The organism is Kineococcus deserti (assembly GCF_050871945.1).
Taxonomy (GTDB): Bacteria; Actinomycetota; Actinomycetes; order Actinomycetales; family Kineococcaceae; genus Kineococcus.
This window is the reverse complement of the sequence record NZ_JBJLSI010000001.1, coordinates 302,056-314,010: the sequence shown is the minus strand read 5'-3', so window position 1 is coordinate 314,010 and position 11,955 is coordinate 302,056. Positions and strand designations below refer to the sequence as shown.

Sequence of the window (11,955 nt, the reverse complement as noted above, 5' to 3'; positions counted from 1 at the left end):
GTGACGGCAAGCGCTTTCCGATCCAGGAGGGACGAGCGGTGACGATCGACGACGATCTTCGAACGCACGGCGCGCAGGGGGCCCACGGGTTCGACGTCGAACCCTGGCGGTTCCGCCGGGAGGCCGGTGACCGTGAACGCGCCGAGCAGCGCGCGTACGTCGCGACGCACCCGGGCTGGTCGCTGGGGCAGGACTGCTACGTCAGCCCCTTCGCGGCCGTGGAGACCGAGGACCTGACCCTGGGCGACCGCAGCTACGTCGCCGCCCAGGCCTACCTCAGCGGCACCGTCTCGCTCGGTGCCGACTCCACCGTGAACGTGTCCGCCGTGGTGCGCGGCTCGGTGCGGTGCGGCGACGGCGTCCGCATCGGCGCGCACTCCTCGCTGCTCGGCTTCAACCACGGGATGGAACCGGGGACCGAGGTGTTCCGCCAGCCGCTGTCCTCGCGCGGGATCGTCGTCGGCGACGACGTCTGGATCGGCTCCCACGTCGTCGTCCTCGACGGCGTCAGCGTCGGCGACCACGCCGTGCTGGCCGCCGGCGCCGTCGTCACCAAGGACGTACCGGCCGGGGCGATCGTCGGCGGGAACCCCGCCCGCCGCATCCGCTGGCGGGTTCCGCCGGCCGGGGCGGGCGACGACCTGGCCCGGGACCTGCAGACGTTCGAGGCACGGGCGCGCTCGCAGGCCGGCGACGTCCTGGCCCGCTCCTGGAACCCTTCGCTGCCCGGGGGGCAGTTCACCGACGCCCCTGGCGCCGGGCCGACGGTCCGCGCCCAGTGCGACGCGCTGGAGATCGCCGCGTACCTGCTCGACGACGCTCCCCCGCAGTTGCCACGCGACGAGCAGCTGTTCCGGCTGCTGGACCTGCAGGACCCCGACACGGGACTCGTGCCGGTGTTCGGACCCGACGGCCTGCCCGTGCCCGGGGTCGATCCGCAGGACGGGAACGTCCTGTACCACCTGCTGTCCGTCGGGTACGCGCTCGACGTGTTCGGTGAGCGGTTCCGGCACCCGGTCGGGTTCTTCGCGCGGATGACGGCGCCCGAACTGCTGGACAACCTCCAGGCGTTGCCGTGGACGACCCGCGCGTGGAGCGCCGGCAGCTGGGTGGACGCGGCCGGCACCGCCTTCCGGTGGAACCTGGCCCGCGGCCTCGACGGCGTCCCCGGAACCCTCGAGGCGCTGTTCGGCTGGCTGACCGTGCACGCCGACCCCCGCACCGGCGCCTGGGGAACCCCACCGCCCGGGGAGGGGATGCTGCAGGTCGTCAACGGGTTCTACCGCGCCAGCCGTGGGACGTTCGCCCAGTTCGGCGTGCCGATCCCCCACCCCGAACGCCTCGTCGACACCGTCCTGGCCCACGCCTGCGACCGGCGGCTCTTCGCCCCCGAGCGCCGCAACGCCTGCAACGTCCTCGACGTCGCCCACCCCCTGTGGCTGGCGGGCAGGCAGACGGCGCACCGCCGCGAGGAGGTCGTCGAGCTGTCCCGCGGGCTGCTCGCCGACGCTCTGCGGACGTGGCGGGACGGACAGGGTTTCAGCTTCGCCGTGGGCCGCGAACCGGGCCTGCAGGGCACCGAGATGTGGCTGGCGATCGTCTGGCTGCTCGCCGACCTGACCGGGTTCTCCGACGTCCTGGGCTACCGGCCGCGCGGGGTGCACCGGCCCGAGGCCGCCCTGGAGCTGCCACGCTCGTCCTGACCGCCGACGCGGCGCTCGCCGGGCTGCTCCCGCGCCGCGCCCGGCGCGAGGGGCGGCTGGAGGTGCCGCACGAGGCGCACGCCACGCTCGGCCACGTCGTGCAGGCGGCCGGGATCCCGCTGACCGAGGTGGGGACGCTGCTGCTCGACGGCTCGGCCGCCGGCCCCGCGACCCGTCCGCCGGACGGTTCGGCCGTGCACGTCCCACCGGTCGTGCGCCCGCAGCCGGTGCCGGCGGGAGGGTTCCTGCTCGACGTCCACCTCGGCTCGCTGGCCCGCGGCCTGCGTCTGCTGGGGCTGGACGTGTCCTGGTCCCCCGACGCGGACGACGCCACCCTCGCCGCCCGCTCGGGCGACGAGGACCGGGTGCTGCTGACCGCCGACCGCGGGTTGCTGCTGCGCCGGTCGGTGCGGCACGGGGCACTGGTCCGGGCCGCCGGCGCCGACGCGCAGCTCCAGGACGTCCTCGACCGGTTCCGGCCCGAACTCGCGCCGCTGACCCGCTGCACGGCGTGCGGCGGCGTGCTGCGGCCGGCGGCCCCGGGGGAGGTCGCCGGCGAGGTGCCGGAGGGGACTCGCCGTTCGTACGCGGAGTTCTCCCGGTGCACGGCCTGCTCGCGGGTCTACTGGCGCGGCGCGCACTCGCGGCGCATCGAGGAGTTCCTGGCCCGCTGGGCCGGAGCCTCCCCTCCCCGCAGTGGCTGAGGTCGCGGGGGGAAGCTGGCCACCCGACGGCGCGACGACTCTCCGCAGTTGTGCTTGATCACAGGAGTGCTTGATCACCGAGGGTGCACTGCAGCGCAGCACCCCGATCGTGATCAAGCACTCCTGTGATCAAGCATGACTGCCTTCGGCGAGTCCGACGACGGACGCCGCGACGCGGGACGCGCGCCACCGACGGGCTACCCGTGACGGCTCCCCGCTGCCGACCGCAACGCCCGCCCCGGCACCGCGTCCGTCCGGACCCCGTCGGCCACCACCGGCACCCCGCCCACGACCACGTGCGGAACCCCCACGGCCTGCCGCCTCGGCTCGGCGAAGCTCGCCCCCGCCGCGACCGTCGCGGGGTCGAACAGCACGAGGTCGGCGACCGCCCCGGGCCGGAGCACGCCGCGGTCGGTCAGCCCCAGCCGGCGGGCCGGCCGCGACGTCAGGTGGGCGACGCACTCCGCCAGCCCCAGCACACCCTCCTCGCGGACGTAGTGGCCCAGGTAGTGCGGGAACGTCCCCCAGGCGCGCGGGTGGGGTCTGGCCCCGACGAGCAGCCCGTCGCTGCCGCCCGTGTGGACCGGGTGGGTCATGATGGCGCGCACGTTCTCCTCGTGGCCGACGTGCTGCAGGATCGTCGTCCCGAGCCGGTCGCGGCGCAGCACGTCGACGAACACCGCGAAGGGGTCGCCCGCACCGGCCAGCTCGGCGATGGTCGAGCCGACGAGGTCGGCCAGCGCCGGGTTCCGCACACCGGAGACCTGCAACGTCTCCCACTCGGCGACCACGCCGTGGCACCCGTCGGAACCCTCGACCTCCAGGGCGTACCGGATGCGCCGCAACGCCTCGGGATCCTCCAGCCGGCGCAGGGTCTGCGCCGGACCACCCGCCGAGGCCCAGCTCGGCAGCACGGCGGCCAGCGTCGTGGACCCCGGCAGGTAGGGGTAGGTGTCCAGCGTGACGTCGATCCCGTCGGCCAGCGCCGCGTCGACGAGGGCGAGGAACTCCCCGGCCCGGCCGGCGTTGACGCCGAAGTTCATCGTGGCGTGCGTGAGGTGCAGCGCGGCGCCCGAGCGGCGCGCGACCTCGACCACCTCGGCGTACGCCTGGAGCGCACCGCGACCGTAGGAGCGCTGGTGCGGGGCGTAGAAACCGCCGAACTGCGCCACCACCTCGCACAACGCGACGAGTTCGTCGGTGCCGGCGAACATCCCCGGCGTGTACGTGAGCCCGCTGGACATCCCGAACGCGCCGTCGCGCATCCCCGCCGCGACCAGCTCGCGCATCCGCTGCAGTTCCGCACCGCTCGCGGGACGGTCGTCGGAGCCCACGACCACCATCCGCACGGTTCCCTGCGGCACCAGGTAGGCGACGTTGACGGCCGCGCCGCGGTCGACGCGGTCGAGGTACTCCCCGACGCTGCGCCAGGACCAGTCCAGGTCCGGAACGCCGTTCCAGCCGGCGAGCTGTTCCCGCAGCACCTCCAGCGCGACGTCGTCGACGGGCGCGTAGCTCAGGCCGTCCTGCCCGACGACCTCGGTCGTGACGCCCTGGGTCGTCTTGGCCAGGTGCGCGGGATCGGTGAGCACCGCGAGGTCGGAGTGGGCGTGCATGTCGATGAAACCCGGCGCCAGGACGAGCCCGCCGGCGTCCAGGGTGCGGGCTCCCGCGGTCGTCCCGACGTCGCCGAGCGCGGCGATGCGACCGTCGACGACGAGCGCATCGCCCTGCCGCGCGGGAGCTCCGGTGCCGTCGACGACCAGCGCGCCGCGGACCAGGAGGTTCACCCGGACCTCACCCGAACACCGTGCGCACCCAGTCCACGAGGACCGGCTGCGGGGCCAGCGCGTCGTCGACGACGGGCAGCAGGCCCCACTTGTCGAACGTCGTGCAGGGGTGCGACAACCCCAGCCGCAGCACGTCACCGACCCGCAGCTCGACCGTGCCGGGGAACCGGACGAACGTGTGCTGGTCGTTCAGCGCGCTCACCTCCGCCCCGTCCAGGGGTTCCGTCGCGCCCGTTCCCCCGCGCCGCACGGCCTGCACCACCGGCAGTCCCTCGTCGAACGGCAGGTCGCGCTTGCCCGCGTCGCACAGGGCCAGCCCCGGTTCGGGCCGGGAGACGACGCGCACCCAGCCGTGGACCGCCGACCGGAACCGGTCACCACCCACCCGGTTCAGCGGGGTGATGCCGGAGTAGAAACCGTCGTCGTGCGCGACGTAGGCGCCCGACCGGACGACCACCCGCGTCGGGATCGCGCCGGCGGGGTCGTGCAGCGGCGCCAGCACGTCCGCGACGACGTCGAAGAACGCGCTGCCACCGGCGGACACGACGATCCCCTCGGGCACGGCCGGGTAGAGGCCCTCGGCCAGCAGCCGGTGGTGCAGCGCCCGCAGGTCCGACAGGTAGGTCCGCACCACGGCCAGGCTCGCCGGGGAGTCGTCGTGCGCGAAGGCGCCCTCGTACCCGGTGACGCCGGCCAGCCGCAACCCCGGGGTTCCCCGCACGGCGCGCGCGACCTCGACGGCCGCGCCGATCGACCGCGCCCCGGTCCGGCCGCCCAGCCCCCCGAGTTCGACGAGCACGTCCACCGGCACGACCGCGTCGCGCACGTGCGGCGCCATCGCCTCGACCACCTCGACGCCGTCGGCCCACACCAGGACGCGGGCCGACCGCGGACGGGACAGGAGGCGCAGCACCCCGGGATCCAGCACCGGGTAGGCGGCCACGACCCACTCGAAACCCTCCGCCAGGGCGACGGTGAGCTGCCACGGCGTCGCGACCGTCAGCCCCAGCGCGCCCGCCTGCCGCTGCGCGCGCCAGATCGAGGGGGCCATCGTCGTCTTGCCGTGCGGGGCCAGGTCGACGCCCGCGCGCTGCGTCCACTCCCGCATCGTCGCGATGTTCGACGACAGGGCCCCGGCGTCGAGCGTCACCAACGGGGTCGGCAGGTCGCTCAGGCCGGGCCGTTCGGCGGCGTGCTCGGCGGCGTCCCGGCCCCACGCCGCCACCGGGACGGCCTTGAACCGGCGGTCCAGCGGTCCGAGGTCCTGCGCGTCGTACGGCACGACGTCCTCCGGCTCGTTGCACAACACGCAACGGCCGTTGCGTGTCTCCTGCGGTGGTTCTAGCATCGGCGCGTGCCCGGGTCAAAGGTCTCCCACCGGATCGTCTGCGTCGGTGAGGCCATGGTCGTCCTCACTCCCGCGCAGGACGTCCGGCTGGCCGACGCCGACACCTTCGTGCGGTCCGTCGGCGGTGCGGAACTCAACGTCGCCCTGACCCTGGGCCGCCTCGGCGTGGACGTCGCCTGGATCTCCCGCCTCGGCGACGACGGTTTCGGCGAGCACGTCGCAGAACTCGCCGCGCAGCACGGGGTCGACGCCGGTGCCGTCGCCGTCGACCCCCAGCGACCCACCGGCCTGTACGTCAAGGCGCCCGGCACCGCCGCCGACGGGACCCGGCGCTCGCGCATGCACTACTACCGCAGCGGATCGGCCGCCTCGGCGATGAGCCCGCAGTTCCTCGACGACCCCGCCGTGGTGCAGGTGCTGGCCGGCGCCGGGACCGTCCACGTCAGCGGCATCACCCCCGGCCTGTCCTCCTCGGCCGCGCGGTTCTGCGCCGAACTGGCGCACCGGGTCCGGGCGGCGGGGACGACGTTGTCGGTGGACCTCAACCACCGCCCCGTCCTGTGGCGCGACCGGGACGACACCCCCTTGCGCGACCTCGCCGAGGCCGCCGACGAACTGCTGCTCGGCGCCGACGAGGCCCGGGCCGTGTACGGCACCGACGATCCCGCGCGGCTGCGTGCGCAGTTCCCGAACGCCCGGCGCATCCTGCTCAAGCAGGAGGAGCACGGGGTCCTGGTGCTCGAACCCGGACGGCCCGACCGGCACGTCCCGGCCCTGTCCGTCGACGTCGTCGAACCCGTCGGAGCGGGCGACGCGTTCGCCGCCGGGTACCTCGCCGCCCGCTCCCGCGGAACCGACGTCGACGACGCCGTCCGGTTCGGCCACCGTTGCGCCGCAGCGGCTCTGGTCGTGCGCGGCGACCGGCCCGAGAACGTCCCGGTCCTGTGAGCCGGTCGCTGCTGCGGGCCCTGAACCTGCTCGACCTCGTCGCCGCCGGCACCTGCACCCTCGGCGACCTCGCGGCGGCCACAGGCACCCACAAGAGCACCGTGCTGCGCCAGCTGCGCGACCTGGAGGAGGTCGGCCTGGTCCACCACGACACCGGCCACCGCTACGTCCTGGGCCCGCACCTGTTCCGGCTCGCCGCGACGGCGCTGGAGAACTTCGACGTGCGCGCCGTGGCCGCGCCACGACTGCGGGAACTGCGCGACGCCGTCCGGCAGACCGTCCACCTCGCGGTCTTCGACGGGCGCCGCGCGACGTACGTCGACAAGCTCGAACCCCGCGACGCGCCCGTCCGGATGGCCTCCCGGATCGGGAACACCGCGGCCCTGCACTGCACCGCGGTGGGCAAGGTGTTCCTGGCCGACCTCCCGCCGGCCGACCGCGCCGAACTCGTCGGCTCCCTCGACCTGCGGGCCGTGACCCCCCGGACCCTCAGCACCGCCGACGCCCTGCTGGAGGAGGTCGAACGGGTGCGCGAGCGCGGCTGGGCGCAGGACCACACCGAGAACGAGACCTTCGTCAACTGCGTCGCCGCGCCCGTGCGCGGACCCGACGGACGGGTGCTGGCCGCGGTGTCGATCTCCGTGCCCGACGTCCTGCTCCCCCACGAGGCCGTCCTCGACCTCGTGCCCACGTTGTTGTCCGCGACCGCGGGCATCTCCCGCGACTGCGGGTACGCACCCCCTGGAGGAACCCCATGAGCAGCGGCCACCCCCGGACCGCCGTGACCACGACCGACGCCCCGGCGCCCGCGCACACCTTCTCCCAAGGGGTGCGCAAGGGCCCGGTCCTGCAGGTGTCGGGTCAGGGCCCGGTCGACCCGGTGACGAACGAGTACCTGCACCCCGGTGACGTGAAGGCCCAGACGCTGCGGACGCTGCGCAACGTCGAGGCGATCCTGCGCGCCGGTGGCGCCACGTTCGACGACGTGGTCATGCTCCGGGTGTACCTGACCACCCGCGACGACTTCGCCGCCATGAACGAGGCCTACGGGGAGTTCGTCAGCCGGAACTGCCCCGCGGGTGTCCTGCCCGCCCGCACGACCGTCATGACGGGCCTGCCGCGCGAGGAGATGCTCGTGGAGATCGACGCCCTCGCGGTCCTGGACTGAACCGGTGCACGGTCACGGCTGTGCACGGTCACGGTGGTCGTGCACAGCCGGGCGGGGTCAGGCGAGTTCGACGGCCGAGCCGGTCAACCCCTCGGCCCGGGCCCAGGCCATCGCCTGGTCGGCGGGCAACGGGCGGGCGAAGAAGAAGCCCTGCAGCTCGTCGCAGCCCAGCGCGCACAACCGGTCGGCGGCCGCGACGGTCTCCACGCCCTCGGCGACGACGACCAGGCCGAGCCGGTGGGCCAGCGCGATGACCGAGGAGACGATGACCTCGTCCTCGGGGTGGGCGACGAGTTCGGAGACGAACTGCCGGTCGATCTTCAGCTCGTGCACGGCGAGGCCGCGCAGGTGCCCCAGGCTCGTGGAGCCGGCGCCGAAGTCGTCGACGGCGACGCGCACGCCGCGTTCGCGCAGCGCCGCCACGGTGGCGCGCGCGCCGGCGGGGTCGTCGACGATGGCGGTCTCGGTGATCTCCAGGACCAGGTCACCGGGCGACCAGCGGGTCAGCGCGAGGGCCTCCTCGACGACCCCGAGCAGCCCGGTGTCCAGGCTGACGGCCGAGACGTTGACGGCCATCGACGTGGACAGCCCCTGGGCCCGCCAGGTCGCGGCCTGGCGCAGCGCGGTGATGAGCACCCAGCGGGTGAGGGCGTGGATGAGGTGGGTGCGCTCGACGAAGGGCAGGAAGTCGGCGGGCAGCAGCAGTCCGCGGACCGGGTGGTTCCAGCGCACCAGCGCCTCGAAACCCAGCAGCCGCGAACCGTCGCCGGAGACCTTGGGCTGGTAGTGCAGGGCGAGCTGGTCCTCCTCCATGGCCGACCGCAGCTGGCCCAGCAGTTCCAGGCCACCGGCCGAGTGCGGGTCGCTGGCCGCGTCGTAGCGCAGGACGCCGACACGGGAACGTTTGGCGGCGTACATCGCGACGTCGGCGCGCTGCAGCAGCCCCCCGAGGGAGTTCCCGTCGACCCCGGACAGGGCGATGCCGATGCTGCCCTGCAGGTCGATGGGCACCACACCGGCGTGGAAACCACCGACCGCGAGCGAGGCCAGGAGGCGCTTGGCGAGGAGTTCGAGTTCCGCCTCGCCCGCCGGGTCGGGCACGAGGACGGCGAACTCGTCGCCCCCCAGCCGGGTGACCGTGGCCCGGTCCCCCAGCGTTCCGGACAGGACCCGCGACACCTGGACGAGCACCTCGTCCCCGGCCGCGTGACCGAGGGTGTCGTTGACGTCCTTGAACCCGTCGAGGTCGAGCAGCAGCAGGCCCAGCGGCCGGCCGCGGGCGAGCAGCGGCTCACCGAGTTCCAGCAGCGCCCGCCGGTTGCCCAGGCCCGTCAGCGGATCGGTGCGGGCGAGTTCGGCGCGGACGCGGTCGCGCTGGCGGACCAGGACGGTGAGGGCGACGGCAGCGGCCAGCGTCACGACCACGGCGGTGGTCCACGCGATGACGAGGGCGCTCACACCGTTTCATCGGCACGCTGCGTGACGAACTGAGCCGTCGCGGGTCACTCGACGGGCGGAACGCTCCACCGCACGAGGACGCGGCGGCCGTGTTCGTGCCCGAGCTCGCCCCACGTGCCGGCCTCCAGGGCGAACAACGCCCCCGCGGTGGGCGACAGGCCCAGCCAGGTCGCGAGCAGGACCCGCAGGAAGTGCCCGTGCGCGACGAGGACGACGTCACCGTCGCCCTCGAGCGCCTCGGCCCGGCGCAGGACCTCCCGGGCCCGTGTCGCGACCTGCTGCACGGTCTCCCCGGGCCCGTCGCCCTGCACCACCCCGTCGTGCCAGACCGACCACGGCCGGCCGATCTCGGCGGAGATCTCCGGGGTGGAGCGGCCCTCGTAGGGGCCGTAGTCCCACTCGACGAGGTTCTCGTCGGTGTCGGTGGGGGTCAGGCCGGCCAGTTCGGCGGTGCGGCGGGCCCGTTCGCGGGGACTGACCAGGACCGCGGCCAGGGTGCGGCCGGTGAAGACGGGAGCGAGGTCGCGCGCCTGCTGCTCACCGACCGGAGTGAGTGGGACGTCGGTGGTGCTGGTGTGCTGCCCGGACAGACTCCACTCGGTCTGGCCGTGGCGGACGACGAGGATCGACACGGCCCGAGGCTACCGTTCCTGCTGTTCGATCGATCGATCAGTTCAGCCGGACCACCCAGGAGGTCGTCGTGAGCAACGGGACGGAGGACGGACCGGTCGCGCGCCGCGAACGCATCGCCGCGCTGGTGGCCGCGCGGGGCACCGCGCGGGTGTCGGACCTGGCCGCCGAGCTGGGCGCCGCCCCGGTCACGGTGCGCCGCGACGTCGAGGCGCTGGCCGGGCAGGGCCGGTTGCACCGCCGGCACGGGGTCGTCAGCGCCGCACCGCCCGACGTCGCCGCCCTGGGCACGGTGGTGGCGATCTCGGAGTCGCCCAGCGGATACCTCGGCGAGATCCTGCGCGGGGCCGACGCCGCCGTCGCCGCCCACGGCGGGCGCTACGTCCTGGAGGTCGCCCGGGACGCCGCCGCGACCCGGGCGGCGGTGCAGCGCGCGGCGCACGCCCGCGACGTGTCCGGGATCCTCTACGCCCCGCGGTGGCGGTCGGCCGACGAGCTGGCCAGCGACCCGGCCGCGGGTGCGTGCCCGCCGGAGGTGCCGATGGTCCTCGTCGAACGGTTCGCGCCGCGTGGATCGCTCCTGTCCCAGCGCGATGCCGTGCGCAGCGACCACGCCACCGGGGTGCACCAGGCCTTGTCGCACCTGCGGGCGCACGGGCACCGGCGCATCGTGGCCTTCTGCCGCGACGACTCCCCCACCGCGCGGACGGTGCGCGGCTGCTTCGCCGACGCGATGCGCTCGCTGGGCCTGCCGGTGCTCGCCGAGCCGGCGCTCAGCTCCGACCACGCCGACGCCGCCCGGCGGCTGGAGGCCCCGGACCCGGTGGAGGTCGTGCGCCGGCTGGGTGCCACCGGGATGCTGGTCCACTCCGACACCGACGCCCTGGGGCTGGTCCCCCGGCTGGTCGGGGCGGGGCTGCGGGTGCCCGACGACATCAGCGTCGTGGCCTACGACGACGTCGTCGCCGGGCTCGGCGACGTCCGGCTGACGGCCGTCGCCCCGCCCAAGCGGGAGGTCGGGCAGGCGGCCGTGGAGCTGCTGGCGTGGCGGGCCTCGGCCCCGCAGGCGCCCTACCGGCACCTGGAGATCGCCCCGCACCTGGTGGAACGGCACAGTGTCCGCTCCCCGGGCACGACCGATCGATCGCAGGTGATCGAACGGTCTTGACGGCGGGACGGCGCAACCGTGACGGTGACGCGATGCGGGCCGCGTTCGCCATGAACACCACCAGCTTCGAGCGCGTGGTCGACGAGCGGTTGGCCGAACGGCTGCAGCGCAGCGTGGACCTCGTGCGGGAGCCCCTGGCGGAGTTCGCCAGCCCGCAGGCCCGGGCCGTGCTCGCCGACGTCGAACTGCTCGTCACCGGGTGGGGCTGTCCGGTGCTGACACCGGAGGTCGTCGCCTCGGCACCGCGGTTGCGCGCCGTCGTGCACGCCGCCGGATCGGTGCGCCACCACGTGACCGGCGCCGTGTGGGACCGCGGGATCGCCGTGTCCTCGGCCGCGGCGGCCAACGCGCTGCCGGTGGCGGAGTACACCGTCGCGATGGTCCTGCTGGCCGGCAAGAACGTCCTGGCCGCCGCCGACGCCTACCGGGCGCAGCGGTCGCGCGCCGCCACCCGGGTGTCGGACACCGGCGGGAACCACGGGGCGACCGTCGGGGTCCTGTCGGCCTCGCTGGTGGGCCGGCGGGTGCTGGAACTGCTGCGGCCCTTCGACCTGCACGTCCTGGTCCACGACCCCTTCGTCCCCGGCGACGTGGTGCGCGCCCTGGGCGCCGAACCCGTCGGCCTGGCCGAACTGGCCGAGCGCAGCGACGTGTTCAGCGTGCACACCCCGCTGCTGCCGGAGACCCGTGGGCTCGTCGACGCCCCGCTGCTGGCGAGGTTGCGGGACGGGGCGACGCTCATCAACACCGCGCGGGGTGCCGTCGTGGACCCGGCCGCGCTGACCGCCGAACTCCTCAGCGGCCGGCTGAACGCCGTGCTCGACGTCACCGACCCCGAACCGCTGCCGATCGACTCGCCGTTGTGGGACCTGACGAACGTCCTGCTGACGCCGCACGTGGCCGGCTCGCTCGGCAACGAACTGCGCCGCCTCACCGACTCCGCCGCGCAGGAGGTCGAGCGGTTCGCCGCCGGCCTGCCGTTCGCCCACCCCGTCGCCCACCCCGCCCTGTCCAGAACAGCCTGAGGGAGAACACCCG

General features: G+C 74.7%; 11 protein-coding genes. 7 read left to right on the top strand and 4 right to left on the bottom strand.

Annotation, left to right across the window (positions count from 1 at the left end; genetic code table 11):
* The first annotated feature begins 38 nt into the window (after window positions 1–38).
* Both ACRYR2_RS01570 and ACRYR2_RS01565 read left to right on the top strand, forming a co-directional pair.
* Window positions 39–1,703 (top strand): acyltransferase, encoded by a 1,665-nt coding sequence (locus ACRYR2_RS01570; RefSeq protein ID WP_432561050.1) that lies wholly within the window; start codon window positions 39–41, stop codon window positions 1,701–1,703.
* On the top strand, window positions 1,700–2,407 hold the full coding sequence (locus tag ACRYR2_RS01565; protein ID WP_432561141.1) for a Mut7-C RNAse domain-containing protein: 708 nt from the start codon (window positions 1,700–1,702) through the stop codon (window positions 2,405–2,407). The genes ACRYR2_RS01570 and ACRYR2_RS01565 overlap by 4 nt, the downstream gene beginning before the upstream one ends.
* Before the next feature lie 197 nt (window positions 2,408–2,604).
* Here ACRYR2_RS01565 and ACRYR2_RS01560 read toward each other — a convergent pair whose 3' ends face one another.
* Window positions 2,605–4,197: an N-acyl-D-amino-acid deacylase family protein gene (locus tag ACRYR2_RS01560; protein ID WP_432561049.1), complete on the bottom strand. Its 1,593-nt coding sequence runs from the start codon at window positions 4,195–4,197 to the stop codon at window positions 2,605–2,607.
* A 7-nt stretch (window positions 4,198–4,204) separates the two neighbouring features.
* Window positions 4,205–5,506 (bottom strand): type III PLP-dependent enzyme domain-containing protein, encoded by a 1,302-nt coding sequence (locus ACRYR2_RS01555; protein WP_432561048.1) that lies wholly within the window; start codon window positions 5,504–5,506, stop codon window positions 4,205–4,207.
* Between the two features lie 45 nt (window positions 5,507–5,551).
* Here ACRYR2_RS01555 and ACRYR2_RS01550 point away from each other — a divergent pair, with 45 nt between their 5' ends.
* From ACRYR2_RS01550 to ACRYR2_RS01540, 3 genes are read left to right on the top strand one after another with little or no spacing between them, the layout of a single operon-like run.
* The gene (locus ACRYR2_RS01550; RefSeq protein WP_432561047.1) at window positions 5,552–6,493 is read left to right on the top strand and encodes a sugar kinase; all 942 of its coding nucleotides are present in this window, start codon (window positions 5,552–5,554) and stop codon (window positions 6,491–6,493) included.
* A complete protein-coding gene (locus ACRYR2_RS01545) occupies window positions 6,490–7,251 on the top strand; it encodes an IclR family transcriptional regulator (protein ID WP_432561046.1) in 762 nt (253 codons plus the stop codon). The genes ACRYR2_RS01550 and ACRYR2_RS01545 overlap by 4 nt, the downstream gene beginning before the upstream one ends.
* A complete protein-coding gene (locus tag ACRYR2_RS01540) occupies window positions 7,248–7,661 on the top strand; it encodes a RidA family protein (protein WP_432561045.1) in 414 nt (137 codons plus the stop codon). Before ACRYR2_RS01545 ends, ACRYR2_RS01540 begins: the two co-directional genes overlap by 4 nt.
* Before the next feature lie 57 nt (window positions 7,662–7,718).
* Here the strand turns inward: ACRYR2_RS01540 and ACRYR2_RS01535 are convergent, their stop codons facing one another.
* Entirely contained in the window at window positions 7,719–9,119 is a 1,401-nt protein-coding gene (locus ACRYR2_RS01535) for a putative bifunctional diguanylate cyclase/phosphodiesterase (protein WP_432561044.1), read from the bottom strand.
* A 44-nt stretch (window positions 9,120–9,163) separates the two neighbouring features.
* Window positions 9,164–9,751, bottom strand: a complete 588-nt coding sequence (locus ACRYR2_RS01530) for a histidine phosphatase family protein (protein WP_432561043.1) — start codon at window positions 9,749–9,751, stop codon at window positions 9,164–9,166.
* Between the two features lie 68 nt (window positions 9,752–9,819).
* On the opposite strand from ACRYR2_RS01530, the gene ACRYR2_RS01525 reads away from it, so the two are divergent.
* Window positions 9,820–10,917: a LacI family DNA-binding transcriptional regulator gene (locus ACRYR2_RS01525; protein ID WP_432561042.1), complete on the top strand. Its 1,098-nt coding sequence runs from the start codon at window positions 9,820–9,822 to the stop codon at window positions 10,915–10,917.
* A 32-nt stretch (window positions 10,918–10,949) separates the two neighbouring features.
* Window positions 10,950–11,942 (top strand): hydroxyacid dehydrogenase, encoded by a 993-nt coding sequence (locus ACRYR2_RS01520; RefSeq protein WP_432561041.1) that lies wholly within the window; start codon window positions 10,950–10,952, stop codon window positions 11,940–11,942.
* Window positions 11,943–11,955 lie beyond the last annotated feature (13 nt).

What these genes read in the sequence shown, in the direction of transcription:
- ACRYR2_RS01520 (WP_432561041.1), top strand. Translation starts at nt 10,950, where the DNA reads ATGCGGGCCGCGTTCGCCATGAACACCACCAGCTTCGAGCGCGTGGTC.
- ACRYR2_RS01540 (WP_432561045.1), top strand. Translation starts at nt 7,248, where the DNA reads ATGAGCAGCGGCCACCCCCGGACCGCCGTGACCACGACCGACGCCCCG.